Source organism: Janthinobacterium sp. SUN206 (assembly GCF_030587305.1).
GTDB classification, from domain to species: Bacteria; Pseudomonadota; Gammaproteobacteria; order Burkholderiales; family Burkholderiaceae_D; genus Janthinobacterium; species Janthinobacterium kumbetense.
This window is the reverse complement of the sequence record NZ_JAPWIB010000003.1, coordinates 230,661-255,837: the sequence shown is the minus strand read 5'-3', so window position 1 is coordinate 255,837 and position 25,177 is coordinate 230,661. Positions and strand designations below refer to the sequence as shown.

At 63.6% G+C, this 25,177-nt stretch carries 26 protein-coding genes; 17 read left to right on the top strand and 9 right to left on the bottom strand.

Annotated elements, in window-relative coordinates; all coding sequences use genetic code 11:
- Positions 1-2 precede the first annotated feature (2 nt).
- Positions 3-818, top strand: a complete 816-nt coding sequence (minD, locus tag O3300_RS18105) for a septum site-determining protein MinD (protein WP_034783730.1) — start codon at positions 3-5, stop codon at positions 816-818.
- Position 819: 1 nt separating this feature from the next.
- Entirely contained in the window at positions 820-1,071 is a 252-nt protein-coding gene (minE, locus tag O3300_RS18100; protein ID WP_034752886.1) for a cell division topological specificity factor MinE, read from the top strand.
- Between the two features lie 3 nt (positions 1,072-1,074).
- Here the strand turns inward: minE and O3300_RS18095 are convergent, their stop codons facing one another.
- Entirely contained in the window at positions 1,075-1,578 is a 504-nt protein-coding gene (locus O3300_RS18095; protein ID WP_251349519.1) for a YcjF family protein, read from the bottom strand.
- A gap of 169 nt (positions 1,579-1,747) precedes the next feature.
- On the opposite strand from O3300_RS18095, the gene O3300_RS18090 reads away from it, so the two are divergent.
- The 7 genes from O3300_RS18090 to O3300_RS18060 all read left to right on the top strand — a co-directional run bounded on the left by O3300_RS18090 (position 1,748) and on the right by O3300_RS18060 (position 9,338).
- Entirely contained in the window at positions 1,748-2,437 is a 690-nt protein-coding gene (locus O3300_RS18090; protein ID WP_099665880.1) for a response regulator transcription factor, read from the top strand.
- An 81-nt stretch (positions 2,438-2,518) separates the two neighbouring features.
- Entirely contained in the window at positions 2,519-3,793 is a 1,275-nt protein-coding gene (hemA, locus tag O3300_RS18085) for a glutamyl-tRNA reductase (protein WP_077398499.1), read from the top strand.
- An 84-nt stretch (positions 3,794-3,877) separates the two neighbouring features.
- On the top strand, positions 3,878-4,954 hold the full coding sequence (gene prfA, locus O3300_RS18080; RefSeq protein ID WP_077398497.1) for a peptide chain release factor 1: 1,077 nt from the start codon (positions 3,878-3,880) through the stop codon (positions 4,952-4,954).
- 185 nt (positions 4,955-5,139) lie between these two features.
- Positions 5,140-5,610 carry a disulfide bond formation protein B gene (locus O3300_RS18075; RefSeq protein ID WP_077408913.1) on the top strand — a complete coding sequence of 157 codons (471 nt, stop codon included), beginning with the start codon at positions 5,140-5,142 and terminating at the stop codon, positions 5,608-5,610.
- A gap of 11 nt (positions 5,611-5,621) precedes the next feature.
- Positions 5,622-6,452 (top strand): peptide chain release factor N(5)-glutamine methyltransferase, encoded by an 831-nt coding sequence (gene prmC / locus O3300_RS18070; protein ID WP_305053724.1) that lies wholly within the window; start codon positions 5,622-5,624, stop codon positions 6,450-6,452.
- Positions 6,453-6,667: 215 nt separating this feature from the next.
- Positions 6,668-8,269, top strand: a complete 1,602-nt coding sequence (gene gshA, locus O3300_RS18065; RefSeq protein ID WP_305053723.1) for a glutamate--cysteine ligase — start codon at positions 6,668-6,670, stop codon at positions 8,267-8,269.
- A 25-nt stretch (positions 8,270-8,294) separates the two neighbouring features.
- A complete protein-coding gene (locus tag O3300_RS18060; protein ID WP_099665884.1) occupies positions 8,295-9,338 on the top strand; it encodes a histone deacetylase family protein in 1,044 nt (347 codons plus the stop codon).
- Between the two features lie 6 nt (positions 9,339-9,344).
- Here O3300_RS18060 and O3300_RS18055 read toward each other — a convergent pair whose 3' ends face one another.
- Together O3300_RS18055 and O3300_RS18050 are read right to left on the bottom strand one after the other, a co-directional pair.
- A complete protein-coding gene (locus O3300_RS18055; protein WP_305053722.1) occupies positions 9,345-10,127 on the bottom strand; it encodes a LytTR family DNA-binding domain-containing protein in 783 nt (260 codons plus the stop codon).
- Entirely contained in the window at positions 10,114-11,379 is a 1,266-nt protein-coding gene (locus O3300_RS18050; protein ID WP_305053721.1) for a histidine kinase, read from the bottom strand. Before O3300_RS18050 ends, O3300_RS18055 begins: the two co-directional genes overlap by 14 nt.
- Before the next feature lie 286 nt (positions 11,380-11,665).
- On the opposite strand from O3300_RS18050, the gene O3300_RS18045 reads away from it, so the two are divergent.
- Positions 11,666-12,091, top strand: coding sequence for an organic hydroperoxide resistance protein (locus O3300_RS18045; RefSeq protein ID WP_034783746.1), 426 nt, complete (start codon positions 11,666-11,668; stop codon positions 12,089-12,091).
- A 68-nt stretch (positions 12,092-12,159) separates the two neighbouring features.
- On the opposite strand, the gene O3300_RS18040 is transcribed toward O3300_RS18045, so the two are convergent.
- A complete protein-coding gene (locus tag O3300_RS18040) occupies positions 12,160-12,996 on the bottom strand; it encodes a type 1 glutamine amidotransferase domain-containing protein (RefSeq protein ID WP_305053720.1) in 837 nt (278 codons plus the stop codon).
- Positions 12,997-13,099: 103 nt separating this feature from the next.
- On the opposite strand from O3300_RS18040, the gene O3300_RS18035 reads away from it, so the two are divergent.
- From O3300_RS18035 to O3300_RS18025, 3 genes are read left to right on the top strand one after another with little or no spacing between them, the layout of a single operon-like run.
- Positions 13,100-14,008 carry a LysR family transcriptional regulator gene (locus O3300_RS18035; protein WP_305053719.1) on the top strand — a complete coding sequence of 303 codons (909 nt, stop codon included), beginning with the start codon at positions 13,100-13,102 and terminating at the stop codon, positions 14,006-14,008.
- A 40-nt stretch (positions 14,009-14,048) separates the two neighbouring features.
- Positions 14,049-14,525, top strand: a complete 477-nt coding sequence (locus O3300_RS18030) for a GNAT family N-acetyltransferase (protein ID WP_251349524.1) — start codon at positions 14,049-14,051, stop codon at positions 14,523-14,525.
- On the top strand, positions 14,522-15,193 hold the full coding sequence (locus O3300_RS18025; protein WP_305053718.1) for a diphthine--ammonia ligase: 672 nt from the start codon (positions 14,522-14,524) through the stop codon (positions 15,191-15,193). The genes O3300_RS18030 and O3300_RS18025 overlap by 4 nt, the downstream gene beginning before the upstream one ends.
- Positions 15,194-15,259: 66 nt before the next feature.
- Here O3300_RS18025 and O3300_RS18020 read toward each other — a convergent pair whose 3' ends face one another.
- Together O3300_RS18020 and O3300_RS18015 are read right to left on the bottom strand one after the other, a co-directional pair.
- Positions 15,260-15,739: an FKBP-type peptidyl-prolyl cis-trans isomerase gene (locus tag O3300_RS18020; protein ID WP_257218787.1), complete on the bottom strand. Its 480-nt coding sequence runs from the start codon at positions 15,737-15,739 to the stop codon at positions 15,260-15,262.
- A 145-nt stretch (positions 15,740-15,884) separates the two neighbouring features.
- Positions 15,885-17,762, bottom strand: coding sequence for a potassium transporter Kup (locus tag O3300_RS18015; RefSeq protein ID WP_077398475.1), 1,878 nt, complete (start codon positions 17,760-17,762; stop codon positions 15,885-15,887).
- Positions 17,763-18,000: 238 nt separating this feature from the next.
- On the opposite strand from O3300_RS18015, the gene rarD reads away from it, so the two are divergent.
- Together rarD and ettA are read left to right on the top strand one after the other, a co-directional pair.
- The gene (gene rarD, locus O3300_RS18010; protein WP_305053717.1) at positions 18,001-18,885 is read left to right on the top strand and encodes an EamA family transporter RarD; all 885 of its coding nucleotides are present in this window, start codon (positions 18,001-18,003) and stop codon (positions 18,883-18,885) included.
- 97 nt (positions 18,886-18,982) lie between these two features.
- The gene (gene ettA, locus O3300_RS18005) at positions 18,983-20,650 is read left to right on the top strand and encodes an energy-dependent translational throttle protein EttA (protein ID WP_034752850.1); all 1,668 of its coding nucleotides are present in this window, start codon (positions 18,983-18,985) and stop codon (positions 20,648-20,650) included.
- A 72-nt stretch (positions 20,651-20,722) separates the two neighbouring features.
- Here ettA and O3300_RS18000 read toward each other — a convergent pair whose 3' ends face one another.
- Positions 20,723-21,304: a porin family protein gene (locus tag O3300_RS18000; protein ID WP_099665893.1), complete on the bottom strand. Its 582-nt coding sequence runs from the start codon at positions 21,302-21,304 to the stop codon at positions 20,723-20,725.
- Between the two features lie 224 nt (positions 21,305-21,528).
- On the opposite strand from O3300_RS18000, the gene O3300_RS17995 reads away from it, so the two are divergent.
- Positions 21,529-22,110 carry a molybdopterin-dependent oxidoreductase gene (locus O3300_RS17995; protein WP_305053716.1) on the top strand — a complete coding sequence of 194 codons (582 nt, stop codon included), beginning with the start codon at positions 21,529-21,531 and terminating at the stop codon, positions 22,108-22,110.
- Positions 22,111-22,242: 132 nt separating this feature from the next.
- Here O3300_RS17995 and O3300_RS17990 read toward each other — a convergent pair whose 3' ends face one another.
- The gene (locus tag O3300_RS17990; protein ID WP_251349529.1) at positions 22,243-22,605 is read right to left on the bottom strand and encodes a hypothetical protein; all 363 of its coding nucleotides are present in this window, start codon (positions 22,603-22,605) and stop codon (positions 22,243-22,245) included.
- Positions 22,606-22,870: 265 nt separating this feature from the next.
- Between O3300_RS17990 and O3300_RS17985 the strand changes: the two genes are divergently transcribed.
- Positions 22,871-24,325, top strand: coding sequence for a sensor domain-containing diguanylate cyclase (locus O3300_RS17985; RefSeq protein ID WP_305053715.1), 1,455 nt, complete (start codon positions 22,871-22,873; stop codon positions 24,323-24,325).
- A 1-nt stretch (position 24,326) separates the two neighbouring features.
- On the opposite strand, the gene O3300_RS17980 is transcribed toward O3300_RS17985, so the two are convergent.
- Positions 24,327-25,169, bottom strand: coding sequence for a Rossmann-like and DUF2520 domain-containing protein (locus tag O3300_RS17980; protein WP_305053714.1), 843 nt, complete (start codon positions 25,167-25,169; stop codon positions 24,327-24,329).
- Positions 25,170-25,177: the final 8 nt, after the last annotated feature.

The window sequence follows — 25,177 nt, the reverse complement described above, 5'->3', positions numbered from 1 at the left end:
TTGTGGCAAGAATTATTGTTGTGACGTCCGGCAAGGGCGGTGTCGGCAAGACGACCTCTAGCGCCAGTTTTTCCACTGGCCTGGCCATGCGCGGCCACAAGACAGCCGTGCTCGACTTCGACGTGGGCCTGCGTAACCTCGACCTGATCATGGGTTGCGAGCGCCGCGTCGTCTACGACCTGATCAATGTGATCAACAAGGAAGCAACCCTGAACCAGGCCTTGATCAAGGACAAGCACTGCGACAACCTGTTCATCCTGCCAGCCTCGCAAACGCGCGACAAGGATGCCTTGTCGGAAGAAGGCGTGGAACGCGTGTTGAACGACCTGATCAACATGGGCTTCGAATTCATCATCTGCGATTCGCCGGCCGGCATCGAGCATGGCGCGCTGATGGCGCTGACGTTTGCCGATGAAGCCATCATCGTCACCAACCCGGAAGTGTCGTCGGTGCGCGATTCGGACCGCATCCTGGGCATCCTGCAAGCCAAGTCGCGCCGCGCGCAGACGGGCGGCGAGCCGGTCAAGGAACACTTGCTGATTACCCGTTACTCGCCGAAACGCGTGGAATCGGATGAAATGCTGTCCTACCAGGACGTGCAGGAAATCCTGCGCATCCCGCTGGTGGGCATCATTCCGGAATCGGAACAAGTGCTGGCCGCCTCGAACCAGGGCAACCCGGCCATCCATTTCACGGGCACGGACGTGGCGCAAGCCTATGAAGACGTGGTTTCGCGTTTCCTCGGCGAAGATGTCGAGTTGCGCTTTACCAACTATGAAAAGCCTGGATTACTCCAGCGCATTTTTGGGGCGAAGTGATATGGCCTTGCTTTCTTTCCTGTTCCCCCCCAAGCCGAAGACGGCCACCGCGGCCAAGGAACGCCTGCAGATCATCATCGCCCGCGAACGCAGCGGACGCGATGGTCCGGACTTCCTGCCCGCCCTGCACAAGGAATTGATCGCCGTCATTTCCAAGTACACCAAGGTCAATGCCGACGACATCAAGATTTCGCTGGACCGCCAGGGCAACCTGGAAGTACTCGACGTCAACGTGGTGCTGCCGGACGCGTAAGGCCTAATCCGGCCTGACCGTAAGCAATTCCTGCGCCACCGCGGCGCAGGCGTTCACGTGCTGGTTGCCGATCTGGCGGAACACGGCGTAGCCGATGGCTGCCGCCACCGCTTGGCCGGCAAACGGCACGAAGCGCGCCACCTGCTTGGTGGCAATCTTGACGCCACTGCGCTTGAGCAGCTGGAGGATCAGTTCGCGCGACACCAACTTTCCCACCAGCATGCCGCCCATGCCCACCGCCGCGCGGTAGGCCATCATCTTGAACTGCGGGTTCAGGCGCTCGATCTGCTCGGGCGTGAGGCCGAATTCGTGGTTGATATCGTTGATCAGCATGGAAAACAGGCCTACGTCGGACATCAGGTCGATGCCGGGAATGGGAATGGCCGAAGCGCCCGCCGACATCATGGCACGCCGCTGCACCAGGCGCCGGCAACGCTCGCGCACTTGCTCGATGTCCGCGCGGCTGGCCGGTATCAGGGTCCAATCGGTGGTGCTCTTGTCTGCCATGGCCGTTTCTCCGCGAGTGATGGGTAGATGAACAAGTGTAACGTAAAGGCCTGCGCTGCCGATTTCACTGGACACAGTTGCAATCTCTGTTATATTTCACTTGAGCATTCCTTAACATTACGATAAGCAGAGCGGACCGTCTGTTTGTTGCTACACACTCCAGCCCATTATGCGAATTGCCGTACTCGATAGCGACCATAGCCAGGCAGAACTGATCTGCCAGGTGCTCACCGCCGCCGGCCACGCTTGCCACGAGTTTCAGAGTGCCAAGGACATGCTGGGGCAACTGCGCAAGGACAGTTGCGACATGCTCATCCTCGACTGGCATGTGAGCGATCTGGACGGTGCCGAAGTGTTGCGCCGTGCCCGGGAAAAACTGGCGCCCAAGGCGCCCGTGTTGTTTATGACCAACAGTTCCGGCGAAGACGATGTGGTGGCGGGCATGACGGCCGGCGCCGACGACTACATGATCAAGCCCTTGCGGCGCAGCGAACTGACCTTGCGCACCCAGGCGCTGCTGCGCGTGGCGTACCCGGCCCAGAATGGCGCCGAAACCTTGCAATTTGGTCATTACACGTTTGAAACCCGTCCAGGCCGCCTGCTGCGCGATGGCGAAGTGCTCGACGTGACGCACAAGGAATTCGCCCTGGCGCTGCTGTTTTTCCGCAACCTGGGCCGTCCATTGTCGCGCGCCTACATCCACGAAGCCGTGTGGCAGCGCGACACGGCCCTGCCCTCGCGCACCATGGATACCCACGTCTCGCGCGTGCGCAACAAGCTGCAGCTGAAACCGGAACACGGCTACAGGCTGGTACCCGTCTACAGTTACGGTTATCGCCTGGAAAAACTGGGCGGCTGAACGGCGGCAAACGGCAGACCTGCTCAAAGCACGGGCACAAAGCGTTATAATGTCGGCATAAGCCATCCCAACAGCCCCGAAATGCAACTGCTCGCCGTAGGCCTCAACCATACCACCGCCCCAGTGTCGCTCCGCGAACAGCTGGCGTTTGCGCCTGAGCACCTGGGCCAGGCGGTGATGGCGGCGCGCACCTGGTTCCAGCGCATCGACTTGCGCGACAACGACGAAGCGGCCATCCTGTCGACCTGCAACCGCACCGAGCTGTATGCGGCCAGCCACGTGCCCAATCCGCTCGACGCGGGCGCGCATTTCCTGGCCGATTATCACAAGCTCAACTACAGCGAGCTGCGCCCCCACTTATATATGTTGCCGCAGCACGATGCCGTGCGCCACACCTTCCGCGTCGCCTCCGGGCTCGATTCGATGGTGCTGGGCGAAACGCAGATCCTGGGCCAGATCAAGGACGCCATCCGTACGGCCGACGAGGCGGGCGGCCTGGGCACGTATCTGCACCAGTTGTTCCAGCGCAGCTTTTCCGTCGCCAAGGAAGTGCGCAGCAGCACGGAAATCGGCGCCCACAGCGTGTCCATGGCGGCGGCCGCCGTGCGCCTGTCGCAGCGCATCTTCGACAAGATCGCCGAGCAGAACGTGCTGTTCATCGGCGCCGGCGAAATGATCGAATTGTGCGCCACGCACTTCGCGGCGCAAAACCCGAAAAGCATCACCATTGCCAACCGCACCATGGAGCGGGGCGAGGAACTGGCGCACCGCTTCAACGGCAAGGCCATCCGCCTGGCTGACTTGCCGGAGCAGCTGCACCAGTTCGACATCGTCATCTCGTGCACGGCGTCATCGTTGCCGCTGCTGGGCCTGGGCCTGGTCGAGCGCGCCATCAAGGCACGCCGCCACAAGCCCATGTTCATGGTCGACCTGGCCGTGCCCCGCGACATCGAAGCGGAAGTGGGCCGTTTGAACGACGTCTTCCTGTACACGGTCGACGACCTGGGCAAGGTCGTGCAGACGGGCCTGGAAAGCCGGCAAGCGGCCGTGGCGCAAGCCGAAGCCATCATCGAGACGCGCGTGCAATCGTTCATGAGCTGGGTCGACGACCGCGCCATGGTGCCCGTCATCCAGCATTTGCATGAAAACAGCGAATCCTTGCGCCTGATGGAAGTGGAACGGGCGCGCAAGATGCTGGCCAAGGGCGCCGACATCGACGCCGTCCTGGAAGCGCTGTCGAAAGGCTTGACGGCCAAGTTCCTGCACGGCCCGCAGCAAGCGCTGCACCACGCGCAAGGCGACGAGCGCAAGCAGCTGGTCACCCTGCTGCCGAAACTGTTCCGCCCCCGCCGTTAGCGCAGCCCCGCTGGCCGCCCGCGCGGCCGCCCCTGCCCGCCTGCCGGGCCCGTATCATCCCTACACCTTTTACCGCGAATCGCTATGAAACCATCCATGCTGGCCAAACTCGATCAACTGGCGAACCGCCTGGTCGAACTCGACGAACTGCTGATGCATCCGGACGCCACGTCGAACATGGACAGCTACCGCAAGATGACGCGCGAGCACGCCGAACTGGGCCCGCTGGTGGCCCTGTATCACTCCTACCAGGAAGCGGGCAACGATATTGCGACAGCGCAAGAGATGCTGGGCGATCCCGACATGAAGGAATTCGCCCAGGAAGAAATCGAGGCGGCCAAGACCACCATGGCGCGGCTGGAGCGCGAATTGCAAACCATGCTGCTGCCGAAGGATGTCAACGACGAGCGCAATATCTTCCTGGAAATTCGCGCCGGCACGGGCGGCGATGAATCGGCCCTGTTCGCCGGCGATTTATTGCGCATGTACACGCGCTTTGCCGAGCGCAACCGCTGGCAGGTGGAGCTCGTGTCCTCGTCCGACTCCGACCTGGGCGGCTACCGCGAAGTGATCGTGCGTATCGTCGGCAATGGCGCGTATTCGAAACTGAAATTCGAGTCGGGCGGCCACCGCGTGCAGCGCGTGCCGGCCACGGAAACGCAGGGCCGCATCCACACGTCGGCCTGCACGGTGGCCGTGATGCCGGAAGCGGACGAAGTGGAAGACGTCAACATCAACCCGGCCGACCTGCGCATCGACACCTACCGCGCCTCGGGCGCGGGCGGACAGCACATCAATAAAACGGATTCCGCCGTGCGCATCACCCACTTGCCGACCGGCATCGTGGTGGAATGCCAGGATGACCGCAGCCAGCACAAGAACAAGGCGCAGGCCATGAAAGTGCTGGCCGCGCGCATCAAGGACGTGCAGCTGCGCGAACAGCAGTCGAAGGAAGCGGCCACCCGCAAGAGCCTGATCGGCTCGGGCGACCGCAGTGAGCGCATCCGCACGTATAATTTCCCGCAAGGCCGCCTGACGGACCACCGCATCAATTTGACCTTGTACAAGCTGGACTTCATCATGGATGGGGATTTGACGGACTTGACGAATGCCTTGGCGGCAGAACACCAGGCGGAGCTGCTGGCAGCGCTGGGCGATTAAACAGCGTCCATGGCGGCGTTGCATCGCCTGGCCGTACATTCGTACTGCCTGCGGCGCTGCGCCTTGCCCTGAACACTTGTTAAAGTGTCCAGCCAGATCAAGGGTTTAAGTAGCGGCTAAGCAATAAAAATCCGCCCTTGTGCGAAAATGACCAGCTCGATTCCATCCACCTCACCGTGTCGCCCATGAAAAATTCACGCACCGTCCTCCTGTTGACCGCCGCCCTGTGTTTCCTGATGCTGGGCGTGGCCATGTATTTGCAGCATGCCATGAACATGGCGCCGTGCCCGCTGTGCGTGATCCAGCGCTACCTGTTCCTCGCCATCGGCATCGCCTGCCTGGCCGGCGCGGCGGCCAACCGGCCGAAGATCGGCGCGGGCGTCGGCGTGCTGGCGGCCTTGGGCGGCCTGGGCGTGGGCGCCAAGCATCTGTACGTGCTGGCCAACCCCGGCTTTTCGTGCGGCATCGACCCGGTGGAAACGGCGCTGAACAAGGTCTTCACGGCCGAACTCATGCCCTTCATGTTTGAATCGTATGGCGCCTGCGAAAACGCGGGCGAGCCATTCTTCGGCCTGTCGATCCCGCAATGGGCGTTCATCTGGTTCGCCATCTTCGCCCTCACCTTGCTGTGGACCTTGCTGCGCCGTCAGAAATAATTGAAAGCACTATGCCAGAAACACTGATCCCCGCCGGCAGCACTGTCGGCGCCCTGCAAATCCGTCCCCTGCTCGATCCGCTCGACAACCGCATCCTGCTGGGCCACGCGCTGGGCCTGTCGCGCGTGAGCCTGATCACGCAATCGGAGCGAGTCCTCACTTCCGACGAGGCGGCCCGTTTGTCAGCCTTGCTGGCGCGCCGCCTGCAGGGCGAGCCGATCGCCTACATCGTCGGCCAGCGCGAGTTTTTCGGCCTGCCGTTCGAAGTGAACGACGCCGTGCTGATCCCCCGCCCCGACACGGAAGTGCTGGTGGAACTGGCGCTCGAACGCCTGCCGCCCGGCGGACGGGTGCTCGACATGGGCACGGGCAGCGGCGCCATCGCCGTCGCGCTCGCGCATACGCGGCCCGACGCCGTCGTCACGGCCCTGGACGTGAGCAGCACGGCGCTGGCCGTGGCGCGCCGCAACGCCAGCGCCAACGGCGTCAATATCACCTTCATGGCCAGCGACTGGTTTGAGGCGCTGGGCACGGAAAAGTTCGACCTGATCGTCTCGAATCCCCCCTACATCGCCAGCGGCGACCGCCACCTGGCCGAAGGCGATCTGCGCTTCGAGCCGGCCGGCGCGCTGACCGACCACGCGGACGGCCTGTCGGCCCTGCGCACCATCGTCTCCGGCGCCGCGCGCCACCTGGCGTCAGGCGCCTGGCTGCTGATGGAACACGGCTACGACCAGGCGGCATCCGTGCGCGGCTTGCTGGCCGACGCCGGCTACAGCAAAGTGCAAAGCTGGCGCGACCTGGCCGGCATCGAACGGGTCAGCGGCGCCCGCCACGGCTGACCGCCATACGCTGCGCAAAGCTTGATCCGGCAGCGCGCCAGATCCCCCGCAGTTTGTTAAAATATCAAGCGAATTCCTGACCGAAGCGCCGTCCCTGTTCCCCGGGGCGGACGCTGGCGACGCGGCGTTTTTTGGGCCGGCGCCGACGCATTTGCCAAAATTCGGTTAATCTCAGCACAAATTATTTATATGCTGCACAAGAAAGGAAGCTCAAATTGCCCAACCTGTTGACTCGCCGCCTGGCATTGCTGACCGAAGATGCCAACCGCGCGCTGCTGGGCGGCTTGCGCGGCATCGAGCGTGAAACCCTGCGCGTCGACCATGCCGGCCATCTGGCTTCCACGCCCCACCCCGCCGCCCTGGGCTCGGCACTGACGCACCCTGAAATCACCACCGATTACGCCGAAGCGCTGCTCGAATTCATCACGCCGGCGGAACAGGACATCGCCGTCACGCTGGACAAACTCGACACCGTGCACCGCCACGCCTACAGCCGCCTCGGCGACGAGCTGCTGTGGAGCCAGTCGATGCCGTGCCAGCTGCCGCCCGAAGCGGACATCGAAATCGCCAACTACGGCAGCTCGAACATGGGCATGCTCAAGCACGTCTACCGGCGCGGTCTGGCATTGCGCTATGGCAAAGCCATGCAATGCATCGCCGGCATCCATTACAACTACTCGCTCGACGAGCAGCTGTGGCAAGCGCTGGCCAGCAATCCGGACACCAGCGCCAGCCCCACCCACGCGGCGGCCACGCCGAAAGACGTGCAGTCGGAAAGCTACCTGGCGACGATCCGCAATTTCCGCCGCTACAGCTGGCTCCTGATGTATCTGTTCGGCGCTTCGCCTGCCCTGTCGGCCGGTTTCCTGCGCGGCCGCGCGCACAAGCTCGACACCCTGTCCGACGACACCCTGTTCCTGCCGTACGCCACCAGCCTGCGCATGAGCGACCTCGGCTACCAGAACGATGCCCAGTCCGGCCTGCGCCCGCACGAAAACAGCCTGGACGACTACGTCAACGCCCTCACGCACGCCGTCAACGACCCATATCCGCCGTACGCGGCGCTGGGCACAAAGAAGGATGGCGAGTGGATTCAATTGTCCACCAACGTGTTGCAGATCGAAAATGAATACTATTCGACCATCCGTCCGAAACGCGTGATCCGCACGGGCGAGCGCCCGATCCAGGCCCTGTGCCTGCGCGGCGTGCAATACATCGAAGTGCGCTGCATGGATGTCGACCCGTTCGAGCCGGTCGGCATCAGCCTGGAAACGGGCCGCTTCCTCGACGCCTTCCTGCTGTTCTGCGCGCTCGACGACAGCGGCCCCATCTCGGCCGAGCAAAGCGCCTGCTATACGAACAATTTCGCCCGCACCGTCAAGGAAGGCCGCAAGCCTGGATTGACCCTGCGCCGCGACGGCGAAGAGATCACCCTGCAGGCCTGGGGCGAAGAGTTGCTGGCGCGCATCGCGCCCGTGGCGGCCTTGCTCGACGCGCGCCTTGGCGGCACGCAGCATGCGGACAGCCTGGCCGCGCAAGCCCGCAAACTGGCCGACCCGGATGCGACGCCATCGGCGAAGGTATTGGCCGAACTGCGCGCCAACGGCGGCTCGTTTGCCGCCTTCGGCTTGCGCCAGAGCGAACGCCACGCCGCCTATTTCCGCGCGCAGCCGGCAACGCAGGAACAAAGCGCGTATTTCGACGAGATGGCCGCCAGCTCGCTGGCCGAGCAGCGCGCCATGGAAGCGGCACCGGCCGGCAGCTTCGACGATTTCGTCGCCGCCTACCGCGCCAGCACCCTGTGCTCGCACACCTGAGTCTGACCTTGCGCAAAGCGCCCCCATGCTGACCTTCTACAATGAATTGCACAGCCAGCACCGGGGCCGCTTCGAAATGTTTCGCGGCACCCTGGTACCCTGCTTCGAGACGCCCGAGCGGGCCGACATGGTGGTGGCCGAACTGGGACGGCGTAACCTGGGCCGCATCGTCACGCCGCATGGCGTGCCGCTGACGTCGCTGGAGCGCATCCACACGCCCCGCTACCTGCATTTTTTGCGCCACGCCTGGCACGACTGGCTGGCGCTCGATCCCGACAATGCGGGCAAGGACGCCTTGCCATCCGTGTGGCCCGTGCGCACCTTGCGCAGCGATATCGAACCGGATGACTTCACGGCCAAGCTGGGGCTGTACTCGATGGACAATGGCACGCCGCTGACGGCCGGCACGTGGACGGCGGCCAAGACGGGCGCCGACTGCGCCGTCAATGCGGCCCATGCGCTGCGCCTGGGCGAGCGGGCCACGTTCGCCCTGACGCGCCCGCCGGGCCACCATGCGGGCAGCGATTTCTTCGGCGGCTACTGTTTTCTGAACAACGCGGCGCTGGCCGCGCAGCATCTGCTCGACGACGGCGCGCGCAAGGTCGCCATCCTCGATATCGATTACCACCACGGCAACGGCACGCAAAGCATCTTTTACCAGCGCGACGACGTGCTGTTCGCCTCCCTGCACGCCGACCCGCGCAGCGAATATCCGTTTTATCTGGGCCACGCCGATGAAACGGGCAGCGGCGCGGGGCTCGGCTACAACGTCAACTTGCCGCTGCCCCCCGGCACGTCCACGGCCAGCTGGTTCGCCGCGCTGGAAACGGCTTGCCTGCGCATCAATATGTATGCGCCCGACGCGCTGGTGGTCTCGCTCGGCGTGGACACCTTTGCCGGCGACCCGCTGTCGCACTTCGCCCTGCAAAGCGGCGACTACCTGCGCGTGGGCGAACGCCTCGCGCATCTGAACCTGCCCACCGCCTTCATCCTCGAAGGGGGCTATGCGGTGAAGGAAATCGGCATCAATGTCGTCAACGTGCTCGAAGGCTTTGAAACGGCCGATTAAGCCAGCCTACATATTGCGGAACAGCGCCATGAACGGCTGGCTCACGGCCAGGGTTTCCGGCCGCGTTTTCAGGCGCAAGGCGCCACGCCCCACCTCGTCGCGCGTGACGGACGCCACCATCTTCATGTTGACGATGGTGGAGCGGTGGATCTGCTTGAAGATGGCCGGGTCGAGCACGTCGAGCAATTCGCGGATCGGCTTGCGCAGCAGCGCCTCGCCTTCCGCCGTCATGACGGCCGTGTACTTGGTGTCGGACTGAAAATAGGCGATGTCTTCCACCATGATCAGCCGCGTATCCTTGCCGCTGCTGGCCGTCAGCCACACCAGCGGCGGCGACTTGGCCGCCGCCGGCAAGGCGCTGCTCAATTGCTGCAGCAAGCCGGCCAGCGCGCCGTCGCCCGCCTGGCTCTTGCCGGCCCGTGCCTGCACGCGCTGCACGGTCGCCTGCAGGCGCTCGCGGGCTATCGGTTTCAATAGATAATCGACGGCACCGTTATCGAAGGCATCGATCGCGTACTGGTCGTAGGCGGTGACGAACACCACCTGCGTGGCGGGACTCGCTTCCAGCGCGCCGGCCGCCACTTCCAGCCCCGTCAAGCCCGGCATGCGGATGTCGAGGAAGGCGATGTCGGGGCGCAGGGTGGCGATGGCCTCGAGCGCCGCGCCGCCGTCGTCGCAGGCGGCGACGATGCGCAGGCTGGGCCACTCTTCGGCCAGCAGGGCCACCAGCGCATCGCGCAGCAGGGCTTCGTCTTCGGCAATGACGCAAGTCATCTCAGGCTGATGCATAGGAAACTCCTTGCGCCGTGCTGTCTGGCACCGTGATGGTGGCCGTCACGCCATCGGGGAAATTGGCGACAATGGCGAACGCGGCGGCATTGCCGTAGGTCAGGCGCAGGCGCTCGCGCACATTGCGTAAACCAATGCCCGTGCCGGCGCCGTCGTCGCTGAGCCCCTTGCCGTCATCGGCCACCGTGACGATCACCGTGCCGTTGCCGCTGCGCGCCATGATCCAGATGGTGCCGCCGCCGCTTTTCGGCTCCAGGCCATGCTTGATGGCGTTTTCCACCAGGGTTTGCAGCATCATCGGCGGCAGTTCCGCCTGGCGCAGGTATTGCGGCACCTCAATCTGCAGGTTCAGGCGTGCGCCCATGCGGATTTTCAGGATATCGAGGTAGGCGCGCGCCCGTTCCAGCTCCGTGCCCAGGGTCGACATGGCTTGCTCCGTGCGCGGCAGCGAGTGGCGCAGGTACAGGATCAGGTTGCCGAGCATTTCGTCGGCGCGCACGGGGTCGCTGCGCGTGAGCAACTGCGCGCTGGCCAGGGTGTTGTACAGGAAGTGCGGCTCGACCTGCGCATGCAGCAGGCTCAGCTTGGCCACCGTGAGTTCCTTTTCCGTCACCGTCTGGCGCGCCTCGGCCTGCTCGCCGCGGCGGCGCTGCGCCACCCGGCGCGTCATCGCCCGCGTCACCGCCTCCGCGTTTTCCAGGTTGCTGCCATGGTCGACGAGGAACCAGTCGGTCCAGGCATTGCGCGCCGGTTCGCAGATCAGGGTGACGCTGCCCGCTTCGCCATTCGGCGTGACGGTGGCGAGAATCTGGTTCGGCCGCGGCTCCAGGAAGCTCAGCAGGCGCATGCGCGGCAAGCCCGTGTGCGTGTAGGGCGCCGCGCGGCGCACGCGGGCCTGCACCTGCAGGCTGTCGCGCGCGCTTTCGACCACTTCGCTGCCCGGCAGTTCGCGGATGGCCGCGTCGATCATGTCGAACGCCTCGCCCGCCTCGAACGGAATCTCGATCTGGCGCCGCTGGCGGCTCGACAGGGTGCCGGCATTGACGGCGCCGGCGATCAGGCGCACGCGCCGCACGTGCGAAAACGCATTCGTGACGACGGCGCTGGCCAGCAGCGCGCCGACGATGACAAAAAAGCCTTCCGTCTGCCCGAAGACATGGCGCAGGAAATTCTCGACCAGAATCGCCGTGGCGATGATGTAGGCGACCATCGTGGCCACGGTGATGCGCAGGATAAAGAAGAGGCTAGTCATGATTTTTCCTTGGGGAGTGAAGTGGGGCCAAGCATAACTATCGGCGCCAGCGGCGGTGGCCATTATGCGATGGAAGGGCAATACTGGCGACAAAGGCAAGAAAATAAAGCTTCAATCCGCGCCACGCGCAAATAAAATCGCTTGCAATTAAATAGCGTGCGATATATATTGTGTACATGGACGCCGCACACCGCTTCTTCAGACGGGCATCCTGGGGCACCAGCCCACGAAACAAGTAGCACACTATTTAGTAGTCAACTATTTAATCAACTCAAGGAAAACCATCATGTCGATCAAACAAGTCCTGTACCGCGCTCAAGCTACCGCCACCGGAGGCCGCGAAGGCCGCGCCGTGTCGTCCGACAATGTGCTGGACGTCAAGCTGACCACGCCAAAAGAACTGGGCGGCAATGGCGCCGTCGGCACCAATCCGGAACAACTGTTCGCTGCAGGCTACTCGGCCTGCTTCATCGGTGCCATGAAATTCGTCGGCGGCCGCGACAAGATCGCCCTGCCGGCGGACCTGTCGATCGAAGGCAACGTCGGCATCGGCGCCATCGAGACGGGCTTCGGCATCGAAGTGGAACTGAAAATCTCGCTGCCAGGCATGGAACGCGCCGCCGCCGAAGCGCTGGTCGCCGCCGCCCACATCGTGTGCCCGTACTCGAACGCCACGCGCGGCAACATCGACGTCACCCTGACGATCGTGTAATAGCACACGCGGCGCTGCACGCGTTGCACCTCCCCGGCCGCGCCCCCAGGCGCCGCCGGGGATTTTTTTCAGCGCAGCGCCTGCAGCAGCTTGTCCGCCAGGGCCGGCGCCGAGGCGGGATTCTGCCCCGTGATCAGTTCGCGGTCGACCACCACGTTGCTGCTCCACGGCGCCTGGTTCTGCACATACTGCGCGCCGGCCGCCTGCAAGCCCGACTGCGGATAGAACTTCATCGTGCCGCCGCCGAGCGCGCCCTGCGCCGCCAGTTCTTCCTGGTTGCTGATCACCGTCATGCGGTAGCCGCTGTAGATCCAGCCGGCCGGCGCGGGCGGCGTCTGGCCCGCTTCCAGCGCGGCCGTAAATTGGGCCGCCTGCGGCAGGGCCGACAGCAGGGAGATGGGGCCGTGGCACAGCAGCGCCGTCGGCTTGCCGTCCGCGTGGAACTGGCGCAGCAAGGCGCCCAGGCCGGCATCCTTCAACAAATCCTGCATGGGCGCGTGGCCGCCCGGCACCAGCACGGCCGCATAGTGGCCATAGCCGATCTGCGCCACCCGTTTCAGGCTGATCACGGGCGAGCGGCCCGGCACCGTCAGCGCCAGCTGGTCCAGCAGCGCCTTGTGCGCCGCGTGCGCGGCCGCGTCGCCGCCAAAGTAGGCGGCCGTATCCGAGCTGGCGTCCAGCGTGGGCGCCTGGCCCTGCGGCGTGGCAAACGTCACCGTGTGGCCCGCGTCGAGCAGCTTTTTGACGGGCTGCATCAGTTCATTCAGATAAAAGCCCGTCGCGAAGACCTTGCCATCGCGCAATTCGAGGTGGTTCGCGTCGGACAGCACGACGAGAACGTCGGCCGCCTGGGCGGTGGAAAAGGCGGCGAGCAGCACACTGCTTAAGAGTAATTTTTTCATCATGAGGATTCCAGTAGAGAAGCCGCCAGCATATTCCGAATCAAAATGGAGAAAAATGATGAATAATGCAGCTGACTAATGCTGAATACGACCGAATGGGAACGCCATGGATAAATTACAGGCGATGCAGCTGTTCCGCCGCGTGGCCGAGCTGGGCAGCTTTCGCCGCACGGCCGATGAACTGGACCTGTCGGCCTCGTATGTGAGCCGGCGCATCGGCCAGCTGGAGCAGGAACTGGGCGGGCGCCTGATGACGCGCACCACGCGCCAGCTGGCCCTGACGGAAACGGGCGCCGCCTACCTCGAGCACTGCCGCAAGCTGCTCGACGAACTGGCGCAGGCCGAGGACATGGTGGCCCACTCGACGGCCCACGTGACGGGCCGCCTGCGCATCAACGCGCCATTATCGCTGGGCGTGGGCGAGCTGGCCGAGGGCCTGGCCGATTTCATGGCCGAGTGGCCGGCCTTGCGCCTGGACGTCGACCTGAAGGATGAATACGTGGACCTGGCGGCCGCCAACTACGACCTGGGCTTTCGCGTCACCACGGCGCTCACCGATTCGAGCTATGTGGCGCGCCACATCCACGACTACCGCCTGCACATCTGCTGCGCGCCCGCCTACCTGGAACGCCACGGTCCCCTGCTGGACCCCACGGACCTGACGCGCCAGCGCTGCTTCATCTACAGCCACGCCCTGTTCGGCAGCCGCTGGCCGCTGCGCCATGCGGGGCCGCACAGCGACATCGAAGTGCCGAACTGGGTGCGCACGAATAACACCCTGTTCATGCGCAGCCTGATCCTGCGGGGACTGGGCATCGGCATCCTGCCCACCTTTGTCTGCCGCGAAGAACTGGCCAGCGGCGCGCTGGTCGAACTGTTTCCCGACGTGGAGCGTCCCAGCCTGGCGCTGTTTGCCATCTACCCGTCGCGCCAGCTGGTGGCGCCCCGCGTGACGCGCTGCATCGAGCACCTGAAGCAGTGGTATGCGCAGCGCTATCCCGCGCCGGCGGCGTGAAGCCGGTAAAATCATGGCCACTCTCAATCAAGGATGACCCATGATCAGCTGGCAATGGAACACGTTCGACGAACTCGGCCCCCACGATTTGTATCAGGTGCTGGCCTTGCGCCAGCGCGTGTTCGTCATCGAACAGCAGTGCATTTACCCGGACCTCGATGGCCATGACCAGCAAGCCATGCATTTGCTGGGTTGGCAAACGGTCGACGGCGAACGCCGGCTGGCCGCCTACCTGCGCGTGCTGGCGCCGGGCGCCAAGTATGTGGAAATGTCGCTGGGCCGCGTGCTGACGGCGCCCGAGGCGCGCACAACGGGCGCCGGCAAGCAGCTATTGCTTGAGGGCATCGCGCGCGCCGAACGCCAGCACCCGGGCCACGCCATCCGCATCGGCGCGCAGCACTACCTGGAGCGCTTCTACCAGTCCTTCGGCTTTGTCACCGTCAGCGCGCCCTACGATGAAGACGGTATCGAGCACGTCGACATGCTGCGCGCCGTGCAGCCGGGCGCGGCGGCATGACGACGGCCCTGATTTCCTGGAGCGGCGGCAAGGATTCCTGCCTGGCCCTGTGGCGCGCGCGCAACGCCGGCACGAGCGTGCCGCTGCTGATCACGGCCATGGATGAAGACGGCCGCAAGTCGCGCTCGCACGGGGTGCCGCCGGAATTGCTCGCAGCGCAGGCAGCCAGCCTGGGCGCGCGCCTGCAGCGCTATCACGCCAGCTGGGCCAGCTACGAGGAGCAATTCATCGCCATGCTGCGCGCGGCGAAAGACGCAGGCATAGAACACGCCATCTTCGGCGACATCGACTTGCAGCCGCACCGCGACTGGGAAGAAAAAGTCTGCGCCAGCGCCGGCCTGACGGCCCATTTGCCCCTGTGGGGCGAGGATCGGCGCGCGCTGGTCGATGAGTTCCTCGCCGCCGGCTTCAAGGCCATCGTCGTCTGCATCAATGGCCAGTACCTGCCGCGCGAATTTTGCGGGCGCGAGTTCGACGCCGCCTTCCTGGCCGACCTGCCGCCCGGCGTCGACGCCTGCGGCGAAAACGGCGAATTCCACACCTTCGTCTACGACGGCCCCGCCTTCAGCGCACCGGTGGCGCTGCGCCGCACGCAAGTGCTGCAATATGACGCACCGGCCAATCTGGGCGGCGCCACGTATTACTTCCAGGAACTGGCGCCCGCCTGAATCCGCCGCAAAAACAACAAGGGCGACTCCATGGAGTCGCCCTTTGTCCGTGCACCTTGCGCGTGCTTACTTTTTTTCCACTTTTTGCAGCGTGATGTCGAACACCAGGCCGGCGTAAGGCGGGATCACCACCGCATTCGTGACCCTGTCGCGGGTGCCGCTCACGCCATAGCCGAGGTCATACGGAATGAGCAGGCGGCGCGTGCCGCCTACCTGCATGCCGACCAGGCCGCGATCCCAGCCCAGGATCATTTTGCCGATGCCGAGGACAAACGTAAAAGGCTGGAGAGGGGGCGACGTTTCGAATTGCACGCCTTTGCCGTCCGGCTTGCTCGCGTCATACAGCCAGCCCGTATAGGCCACCGTCAAGGTATCGCCCGCCGCGGCCGCCGTGCCGGTGCCTTTCACCAGGTCGGGAAAGAGGAGTTCCTTCACTTGCGTATTCGGGTCAAGCACGACCGGCTTCTCGGTATTGGCAGCAGCGCCGCAAGCGGTCAGGGCCACGGCGCAAGCGAGGGTGGCGATCATTTGAAATACCGATTTCATGGTTTCCCTTTAAATATTGGTGTGTGGCTAAGCCCGTACGGTGCGGACCGGTACGGGCTGGAGTTTAACAGGACTCGCGTAGCCCATTTGTAAGCAGACGTAAGCACGGCAATAAATGTGCCTCGCTGCAACGTTGACACAATATCTATATTTCTACCTGCGTACCCAGTTCGATCACCCGGTTGCTCGGAATCTGATAGTAGTCGGCCGCCGTGCGCGCATTGCGCGACATGGTGACGAACAGGTGCTCGCGCCACGGCATCATGCCGGCGCCCGGCGTCGAGATGATGGTCTGGCGCGCGATGAAGAATGACGTTTCCATCATCTCGAAGTCCAGTCCCTGCTGGGCGCACTGCGCCAGCGCGGCCGGAATGTCCGGTTCATCCTTGAAGCCGTAATGCACGTTGACCTGGTAGCACTGGTGGCCCAGGTCCACCACGCGCACGCGCTCCGATGGCGCCACCCACGGCTCTTCATGCATGAAGACGGTGAGGAAGATTACCCGTTCATGCAACACCTTGTTGTGCAGCAAGTTATGCAGCAGCGCGTGCGGCACGCCATCCGTTTCGCCGCGCAGGAAGATGGCCGTGCCGGGTACGCGCAGCGGCGGCGCGATGAACAGCGACGAAAGGAAATCGTCGAGCGGAATCGCATGCTTTTCCAGGTTCTGGAACACCAGCTGGCGGCCCCGCTTCCAGGTCAGCATGACGATGAACAAAATCGAGCCCAGCAGCAACGGGAACCAGCCGCCGTGGAACAGTTTCAGGGCAGTCGCCGACACCAGGTTGACGTCGATGATCAGGAAAAAGCCCGTGGCGGCCCAGCACAGGGCCAGGTTCATCTTCCAGCGGTAGCGGATGACGAAGAAGGTCAGGATCGTCGTCGACAGCATGGTGGCCGTCACGGCGATGCCGTAGGCGGCGGCCAGGTTTTCCGAGGAACCGAAGCCGATGACGGCCAGCAGCACCACGGCCAGTTGCAGCCAGTTCACGGCGGGGATGTAGATCTGCCCGATTTCGCTTTCCGACGTGTGGCGCACGCGCATGCGCGGCAGGAAGCCCAGCGCGATCGCTTGCTTGGTCATCGAGAAGGTGCCGGAAATGGTCGCCTGCGAGGCGATCACGGTGGCCATGGTCGACAGGATCACCAGCGGATAAACGCTCCACGCGCCCAGTTGCTGGTAAAACGGATTCGAGACGGCTTCGGGATGCGCCAGCAGCAAGCCGCCCTGGCCCAGGTAGTTCAGCGCCAGCGCGGGAAAGGCGATCAGGAACCAGGCCAGGCGGATCGGCTTCTTGCCGAAGTGACCCATGTCGGCGTACAGCGCCTCGGCGCCCGTCAGCGCCAGCACCACGGCGCCCAGGGCAACGAAGGCGACGAAACCGTTATTCATCAGGAAAGTGGCTGCGTGCAGGGGATTGAGCGCGGCCAGGATGGCCGGCGACTTGATGATGTTGACCACGCCCATGCCGGCCAGCGCGGCAAACCACAGCACCATGACGGGAGCAAAATAGCGGCCGATGCCGGCCGTGCCGTGCGACTGCACCGAATACAGGCCCACCAGCACGGCGATCGTCAGCGGCACCACGTACGGACTGAAGGCGGGCGTGGCCACTTCCAGGCCTTCGATCGCCGACAGCACGGAAATGGCCGGCGTGATCACGCTGTCGCCATAGAACAGGGTGGCGCCGAAGACGCCGATCACCATCAGCGGGAAATGCCAGCGCGACAGGCGGCTGACGGATGACAGCACCAGCGCCATCAGGGCCATGATGCCGCCCTCGCCGCGGTTGTCGGCGCGCAACACCAGGGTCACGTACTTGAGCGAGACGATCAGGGTCAGGCCCCAGAAAATCAGCGAGACGATGCCCAGCAGATTCTCGTGCGAGAGCAGCAGGCCGTGGGCCGGGTCGAAGACGGTCTTCAGGGTGTACAGCGGACTGGTGCCGATATCGCCGTAAACGATGCCGACGGCCGCCAGCGTCAAGCCGGCAAGGCCGCTTTTTTTATGTTCCGACGTCAAGGTTGCACCCGTTTTTGTTTTGTTGCATCGCACAATATGATAGGTATTAGCAAATAGCAAGAGTATTTTTGCATGGTTCCGCAGCTGCCCCAAGGTCGTGGTTTTGTGCCGCTCCGCCTTGCTGCGCGGACATGCGGCCATTGATTTGTTGCCATTCTACGCCTCGCCAGCGGCGCCGGGCAGCCCCCGATGTTTTCAGCCATAATGACAGACTGTCTACTCTCCAGCGAAGCCCATCATGAATCCAGGCATGCTCTACGCCTCCCTCGCCTTCCTGTGCTGGGGCCTGTTCCCCCTGTACTTCCACGCCATCGGCGAGATCGCGCCGCAGGAAATCCTGGCGCACCGCATGGTCTGGTCGCTGTTGTTCCTGGGAATCGTGCTGACCGTGCGCCGGCAGTGGAGCTGGCTGGGCAGCCTGAAAGCGCAGCCCAAGGTCGTGGCCAGCTTCGTCGCCAGCGCATTTTTGCTGTCCGCCAACTGGTTCATCTATATCTGGGCCGTCAACAACGGCCACGTGGTCGACGCCAGCCTCGGCTACTTCATCACGCCCCTGATCAATGTCATGCTGGGCTTTTTGCTGCTGCACGAGCGCCTGCGCCGCCTGCAATGGCTGGCCATCGGCCTGGCCGCCTGCGGCGTGGCCTGGCTCACTTGGCAGGCGGGACAGGTGCCGTGGATCGCCCTGCTGCTGGCGGCCACCTTCGGCGGCTATGGCTTGCTGCGCAAGACGGCCGCGCTGGGCGCGCTGGAAGGCTTGTCGTTCGAAACACTGATTCTGTTCCCCCTGGCGCTGGCCTACATGCTGTGGCTGGCGTGGCATGGCCAGAGCGGCTTCGTCAACACGGATTCCACCGCCACGCGCGCGCTGCTGCTGGCGTCCGGCCCCATCACGGCCATTCCCCTGCTGCTGTTTGCCGCCGGCGCGCGCCGCCTGCCGCTGGCCGTGCTGGGGCTATTGCAATACATCGCCCCCACGGGCCAGCTCTTGATCGGCGTGTGGGTCTTCCACGAATCGTTCACGCCCGAGCGCATGCTGGGCTTCCTCGTCATCTGGACGGCGCTGGCCCTGTATGCGGCCGAAGGGCTGTGGACGGCCCGCAAGGCGCGCGCCGCCGCCTAGTCCTGCCCCTGGCGTCCGTTTCCGCAGCGCGCAGCGCTGGCCGGAAGCGGGCGTTTACCGTATCCTGTCCGTCTTTGTATATCACCCGAGATTTCTAATGGCAAATTACGTCTACACCATGAATCGCGTGGGCAAAATCGTCCCGCCCAAGCGCCAGATTCTGAAAGATATTTCCCTGTCCTTCTTCCCAGGCGCGAAGATCGGCGTGCTGGGCCTGAACGGCTCCGGCAAATCGACCCTGCTGAAAATCATGGCAGGCATCGACACCGACATCCAGGGCGAAGCCGTGCCGATGCCGGGCCTGAACATCGGCTACCTGCCGCAGGAACCGCAGCTGGACCCGGCCAAAACCGTGCGCCAGGAAGTCGAGTCGGGCCTGGGCGAAGTGTTTGAAGCGCAAGCCAAGCTGGAAGCCGTGTACGCCGCGTATGCCGAGGAAGACGCCGATTTCGACGCCCTGGCCACGGAACAGGCACGCCTGGAAGCGATCATTTCGACCTCCGACGGCGGCAATCTGAATTTGCAGCTGGAAATGGCCGCCGACGCGCTGCGCCTGCCGCCATGGGACGCCACCATCGGCGTGCTGTCCGGCGGTGAAAAGCGCCGCGTGGCGCTGTGCAAGCTGCTGCTGTCGAAACCCGACATGCTGCTGCTCGACGAGCCGACCAACCATCTGGATGCGGAATCGGTCGACTGGCTGGAACAATTCCTGCTGCGCTTCCCCGGCACTGTGGTGGCCATCACCCATGACCGCTACTTCCTCGACAACGCAGCCGAATGGATCCTGGAGCTGGACCGCGGCCACGGCATTCCATGGAAGGGTAACTACTCGACCTGGCTGGACCAGAAGCAAGCCCGCCTGAAGCAGGAAGAAGCGACGGAATCGGCGCGCCAGAAGGCGCTGCAAAAGGAATTGGAATGGTCGCGCCAAAACCCGAAAGCGCGCCAGGCCAAGTCGAAAGCCCGCCTGGCCCGCTTCAACGAGCTGTCCGAGCACGAATACCAGAAGCGCAACGAAACGCAGGAGATCTTCATTCCCGTGGCCGAACGCCTGGGCAATGAAGTCATCGAGTTCAAGAACGTGTCGAAAGCGTTCGGCGACCGCCTGCTGATCGATAACCTGAGCTTTACCGTGCCGCCAGGCGCCATCGTCGGCATCATCGGCCCCAACGGCGCCGGTAAATCGACCCTGTTCAAGATGATCACCGGCAAGGAAACACCGGACAGCGGCGAAGTGGCCATCGGCCAGACGGCGCGCGTCTCCATCGTCGACCAGAACCGCGATTCGCTGGCCGACAACAAGTCCGTCTTTGAAGACGTGTCCGGCGGCGCCGACATGCTGACGGTGGGCCGCTTCGAAATGCCGTCGCGCGCCTACCTGGGCCGCTTCAACTTCAAGGGCTCGGACCAGCAAAAGCAAGTGGGCAACCTGTCCGGCGGTGAACGCGGCCGTCTGCACCTGGCGAAAACCCTGTTGATGGGCGGCAACGTCCTGCTGCTCGATGAACCGTCGAACGATCTGGACGTGGAAACCTTGCGCGCGCTGGAAGACGCCCTGCTGGAATTTGCCGGCAGCGTCATGGTCATTTCCCATGACCGCTGGTTCCTCGACCGTATCGCCACGCACATCCTGGCTTTCGAAGGCAACTCGCAGGTCACCTTCTTTGACGGCAACTATCAAGAATACGAAGCCGACAAGAAGAAACGCCTGGGCGAAGAAGGCGCGAAACCGAAACGTATCCGCTACAAGCCCTTGACCACGTAATTTCGGTCCGGCAACGCAAAAAGGCAGTTACCTCGCGGTAACTGCCTTTTTTTTCAGCGAACTTCCGGAAAATTAGAAGTTGTAGCGTGCGCCTAAAGCGAGGCCGGTTGCCTTGCGGCCCTGGTCGGCGCTCTTGCCGAAGTGTTCCACTTCCGCCGTCAGCGAGACTTTCTCGTTGATTGCGTACTGGGCGCCGACGGAAGCGTACACGCCCGTCTTGTCGTTGCCGCTGATGCCGGTCGACAGGCCGGTGCCGCTCAAGCTGTTCTTGACCTTGGCCACGCCCAGCTTGCCGAACACGCCGACCTTGTCGGTCACGGGCATGGTGGCCTTGCCGGCCAGGTAGTAGCCATGCGAATCGCTTTTCACGGAACCGTTGCCGGCGCCGGTGACATAGCTGTAATCCTTGCTGCCGAAATCGGCGTAGCCGCCTTCGATTGCCCAGGTTTTATCGAAATCGTAACCGGCGAAGATCTTGGCGCCAGCCTTGTAGCCGCTGTGATTATCGGCGCTGGTGGCGCCAGGAATATCGAAGTTATAACGGTTGCCCGTGACGCCGGCACCCACATACGCGCCTTCGGCGTGGGCGGCGCTCATGCCGGTCAGTGCGGTAACGGATGCGATCATTGCAAACAGGATTTTCTTCTTCATCATGTTCTCTCTCTCAATTAGTGAATGGTGCCTGGATTCGCAGTTCAGCGAAGTGCGATGACTACACAATAACAGCCGAAAAAAACTACGTCTTTCTCCATTCCGTAAGAACTGTGACAAGATGTAAGCTGACATTGCAAACTGACAATAACCGTAAAATGCGCACTGTTGAGCGAACTTAAGATAGACTTAAGAACATTAGCGATTTTCAGTCAGAGGAGAAGTGCATGCACAAACGCCAGTTTCTCGCCGCCGGCATGGCCGCCGCGGCCCTGCCCGCCATCGCCCGGGCGGCGCCCGCCGGCCTGCGCGGTCCTGCTCTGCTGACCATCACGGGCAGCATCGACAAGCCGAACCGGGGTCCGTTCGACGCCGTGCGCGACCAGATGATGCACAAGCAAAAGATCAGTTTTGAGCGGGCGCGGGCCTTCGACTTTGCGGCGCTGGCGAACTTGCCGGCGCGCACCATCCACCCCACCCTGGAATACGATGGCAAGGCGCATGCCCTGCGCGGGCCGCTGCTGGTCGACGTATTGAAGGCGGCCGGCGCGCCCGAGGACGATGCCGTGCGGCTGCTGCTGCGGGCCGTGGATGGCTATGCGGCGGCGCTGACCATGGCGCAGGCGCGCGCGCAGCGTTTTATCGTCGCCACCCACCTGGACGGGCAGGCGATGGCGCTGGGCGGCCTGGGGCCGCTATGGGCGATCCACGATGCGGACCGCATCGCCGCCGTGGCGGCCCTGCCCCTGGCCGAACGGTTCGCCAGCTGCCCGTGGGCGCTGTATCACATTGGCGTGGAGGCGGGTTGACGCTACTTAAAACAACGCCAAACAAAACCGTAGCGAGCGGAAGGGAGAGGTGGCTGAGAAGCGGAGCTGTGCGAATGCACAGTGAGCATCGCAGGCCGCCTATACCGACGCGCAGTAGGTTTTGATAGGCGTTTAGGCGTAGGCTTCCGCCATCGACATGACGCGCGGCGAGATGGTGATGCCGTGTTCCTCGAACAGCGCCGTGATGGCCGCCAGGTTGTGCGTGCATTCCTCGGTTTTCCAGCCCTTGAAGATGTCCGTGCCATCCTTCTGGAAATGCAGGTCCAGCACCTTGCCCGCATCCTTGTGCAGGTAGGGCGAACTATAGGTGTTCTCGAAGCCGAGCGCCTTCAATTGTCCCAGCAAGGCATGCGGTGGATGGTCGGGATCGGTGGCGAGAAAAATGCCGAAGGTCTTGCCCGGTGGTTTCGCGGCGATGTCGACCTCGTAGATGCCGGGGGCCTTGCTGACGGACGTACTCTTTAAAAATAACATACAACACTCCCTGCGCGTAATGTCCCGCGCCTGAAACGGGCGGCAAGACAGGGGCGGTGCGCAATGATTCCCCTCGTCAAATCTTATTGCTAATTTGCATCTTTGTCGACAAATCGGCACTTTTATTTGGTAAGTCGTGGTTATCTTGTTGCGTTCGCCAATGTAAATTGTCAATAAAGCCAGTTATCATTGCGCCAATACCCAGCCTGCTGCATACTTTTGGCTTGCGTCACGATTGCCTTCCCGCCGGCCACCCCTCGTCTCCATGCGTCTTCTGTCGATCAAGTACCGCCTGCTCATACTCCTGACCCTGATCCTGGGGGCGGGCTTCATGGCCACCAGCCTGGCCAGCTACCTGGCTTCGCGCCAAGCCATCGAGCACGGCATCGCCGACCAGACCTTGCCATTGACGGGCGACAATATCTATTCCGAAATCCAGAAGGACATGCTGCGTCCCGTCTTCATTTCCTCGCTGATGGCGCACGACACCTTCGTGCGCGACTGGATACTCGCCGGCGAAAACAAGCCGGAACAGATCGTGCGCTACCTGGCCGAGGTCAAGAAAAAATACGGCGCCATCACCAGCTTTCTCGTCTCGGACAAGAGCAGCAAATATTACTATGCGGAAGGCACCCTGAAATCCGTCAGCCCGCAAGCCACGCGCGACATCTGGTACTACCGCGTGCGCGCCATGGACACCACCGACTATGAAACGAATGTCGACGTGGACATGGCCAACCGCGACAGCATGACCATCTTCATCAACCACCGCGTCTACGACTACGACGGCCAGTTCATCGGCGCCACCGGCATCGGCCTGACCCTGGCCACCATGAGCCACATCATCGACCGCTACCAGGCGCGCTTCCACCGCAACATCTATTTTGTCGACGGCGCCGGCGCCCTGGTGCTGGCGGGCAAGACCATGCGCAACGGGCACGGCAATATCCGCAGCCTGCCCGGCGTGAACGCCATTGCCGAGCAAATCATCAACCATCAGAGCGAACCGACGCACCTGTCGTACCAGCTGAGGCGCGCGCAAATCCTCGTCAACTCGCGCTTCATTCCCGAACTGGGCTGGTACCTGGTGGTCGAGCAGAATGTCAGCGACGAAGTCCAGTCGCTGCAGCGCGTCTTCATCTTCAACCTGGCCATCAGCTTTGGCGTCACCCTGCTGGTGCTGGTATTGACCCTGCTGACGGTGAACCGCTACCAGCGCCGCATCGAACGCATCGCCTCGACGGATGCGCTGACGGGGCTATTGAACCGCCAATCGCTGGAATTGCTGTTCCAGCGCGCCATGCTCTTGTCCAAACGCAACGAACAACCGATGTCCGCCATCCTCTTCGACATCGACTTCTTCAAGCGCGTCAACGATACCCACGGCCACCTGTGGGGCGACAAGGTGATCCGTGGCGTGGCCGACGTGGCGCGCGCCACCGTGCGCGAAAGCGACGTCATCACGCGCTGGGGCGGCGAGGAATACCTGGTACTGCTGAACAATTGCAGCCTGGCGCAAGCGGCGGAAGTGGCGGAAAACCTGCGCGCCGCCGTCGAACGCCACGATTTCGGCCTGCCCGCGCCGCAACTGCCCGTGACGATCAGCCTGGGCGTGACCGAGTACCAGCCAGAGGAAAGCGAATCGGCCTTCTTCTCGCGCGCCGACAGCGCCTTGTATCAGGCCAAGCATCACGGCCGCAACGGCGTGCACGCCGCCTGAGTCATCCCCCGCGCTTGCGCCTGGCCAAATCCTGCGTCGGCGCCACCAGCGCCCGGTACAACTCGCCCGTGGCGGCATCCCAGCTTTGCACGGCCAGCTGCTGGCGTTGCACGGTGGCAGAGTCGCCGCGCGCGATGGGGCCGGACAGCGCGGGCGCGGCGCCCAGGCGGAACACGTTCGCCACTGCTTCCGTCACCAGGGGCTGCGCCAGTTCGCGCGCCACGAGCTCGGGAATGCCGGCCGCCTGGTAGGCGCGCAAGGCGGCGTCGAGCACCGTCACCAGGTAATTGCTGGCGAAGACGGCGGCGGCGTGATACAGGGTCTTGGCGGCCGGGTCGATGGGCACAGGACGCGCGCCGATGGCGTTCAAGGCGGGCGTGAGGAAGGCCAGCGCCAGCGGATCGCCTTCAACGCCGCAAAACGTGCCGTCAAAGGTGGCGGCCACCTGCTGCGGGTCGGCAAAGCTGCGGATCGGGTGCGCGCTGGCGACAAACGCGCCCGCCTGCGTGGCGGCCAGCAGCACGTTCGAGGCCAGCGCGCCGCTGCAGTGGAACACGATGGCGCCCGCCTGGCGTCCCTCGGCCACCAGCGCCGCGCAGGCCGGGCCGATCTGGTCGTCGGAGACGGCCAGCATGGTGACGTCGGCGCGCCGCAAGGCCGCATAGCTGGCGACGGGAGTGCCGGCGCCGATGAAATCGACGGCCGCCTGCGCCGACGCCATCGAGCGCGTCAGCACGTCCTGCACCAGGATTGCTCCGCCCTGCGTGCCATCCACGCGGGCGAACAAACGGCCCAGCACACGGCCCACGTGGCCGGCGCCGATGATATTGAGGGTAACGTTCATGGCGGTTT

What these genes read in the sequence shown, in the direction of transcription:
- minE (WP_034752886.1), top strand. Translation starts at nt 820, where the DNA reads ATGGCCTTGCTTTCTTTCCTGTTCCCCCCCAAGCCGAAGACGGCCACC.
- O3300_RS18095 (WP_251349519.1), bottom strand. Translation starts at nt 1,578, where the DNA reads ATGGCAGACAAGAGCACCACCGATTGGACCCTGATACCGGCCAGCCGC.
- O3300_RS18090 (WP_099665880.1), top strand. Translation starts at nt 1,748, where the DNA reads ATGCGAATTGCCGTACTCGATAGCGACCATAGCCAGGCAGAACTGATC.
- hemA (WP_077398499.1), top strand. Translation starts at nt 2,519, where the DNA reads ATGCAACTGCTCGCCGTAGGCCTCAACCATACCACCGCCCCAGTGTCG.
- prfA (WP_077398497.1), top strand. Translation starts at nt 3,878, where the DNA reads ATGAAACCATCCATGCTGGCCAAACTCGATCAACTGGCGAACCGCCTG.
- O3300_RS18075 (WP_077408913.1), top strand. Translation starts at nt 5,140, where the DNA reads ATGAAAAATTCACGCACCGTCCTCCTGTTGACCGCCGCCCTGTGTTTC.
- prmC (WP_305053724.1), top strand. Translation starts at nt 5,622, where the DNA reads ATGCCAGAAACACTGATCCCCGCCGGCAGCACTGTCGGCGCCCTGCAA.
- O3300_RS18060 (WP_099665884.1), top strand. Translation starts at nt 8,295, where the DNA reads ATGCTGACCTTCTACAATGAATTGCACAGCCAGCACCGGGGCCGCTTC.
- O3300_RS18055 (WP_305053722.1), bottom strand. Translation starts at nt 10,127, where the DNA reads ATGCATCAGCCTGAGATGACTTGCGTCATTGCCGAAGACGAAGCCCTG.
- O3300_RS18050 (WP_305053721.1), bottom strand. Translation starts at nt 11,379, where the DNA reads ATGACTAGCCTCTTCTTTATCCTGCGCATCACCGTGGCCACGATGGTC.
- O3300_RS18045 (WP_034783746.1), top strand. Translation starts at nt 11,666, where the DNA reads ATGTCGATCAAACAAGTCCTGTACCGCGCTCAAGCTACCGCCACCGGA.
- O3300_RS18040 (WP_305053720.1), bottom strand. Translation starts at nt 12,996, where the DNA reads ATGATGAAAAAATTACTCTTAAGCAGTGTGCTGCTCGCCGCCTTTTCC.
- O3300_RS18035 (WP_305053719.1), top strand. Translation starts at nt 13,100, where the DNA reads ATGGATAAATTACAGGCGATGCAGCTGTTCCGCCGCGTGGCCGAGCTG.
- O3300_RS18030 (WP_251349524.1), top strand. Translation starts at nt 14,049, where the DNA reads ATGATCAGCTGGCAATGGAACACGTTCGACGAACTCGGCCCCCACGAT.
- O3300_RS18025 (WP_305053718.1), top strand. Translation starts at nt 14,522, where the DNA reads ATGACGACGGCCCTGATTTCCTGGAGCGGCGGCAAGGATTCCTGCCTG.
- O3300_RS18020 (WP_257218787.1), bottom strand. Translation starts at nt 15,739, where the DNA reads ATGAAATCGGTATTTCAAATGATCGCCACCCTCGCTTGCGCCGTGGCC.
- rarD (WP_305053717.1), top strand. Translation starts at nt 18,001, where the DNA reads ATGAATCCAGGCATGCTCTACGCCTCCCTCGCCTTCCTGTGCTGGGGC.
- ettA (WP_034752850.1), top strand. Translation starts at nt 18,983, where the DNA reads ATGGCAAATTACGTCTACACCATGAATCGCGTGGGCAAAATCGTCCCG.
- O3300_RS18000 (WP_099665893.1), bottom strand. Translation starts at nt 21,304, where the DNA reads ATGATGAAGAAGAAAATCCTGTTTGCAATGATCGCATCCGTTACCGCA.
- O3300_RS17995 (WP_305053716.1), top strand. Translation starts at nt 21,529, where the DNA reads ATGCACAAACGCCAGTTTCTCGCCGCCGGCATGGCCGCCGCGGCCCTG.
- O3300_RS17990 (WP_251349529.1), bottom strand. Translation starts at nt 22,605, where the DNA reads ATGTTATTTTTAAAGAGTACGTCCGTCAGCAAGGCCCCCGGCATCTAC.
- O3300_RS17985 (WP_305053715.1), top strand. Translation starts at nt 22,871, where the DNA reads ATGCGTCTTCTGTCGATCAAGTACCGCCTGCTCATACTCCTGACCCTG.
- O3300_RS17980 (WP_305053714.1), bottom strand. Translation starts at nt 25,169, where the DNA reads ATGAACGTTACCCTCAATATCATCGGCGCCGGCCACGTGGGCCGTGTG.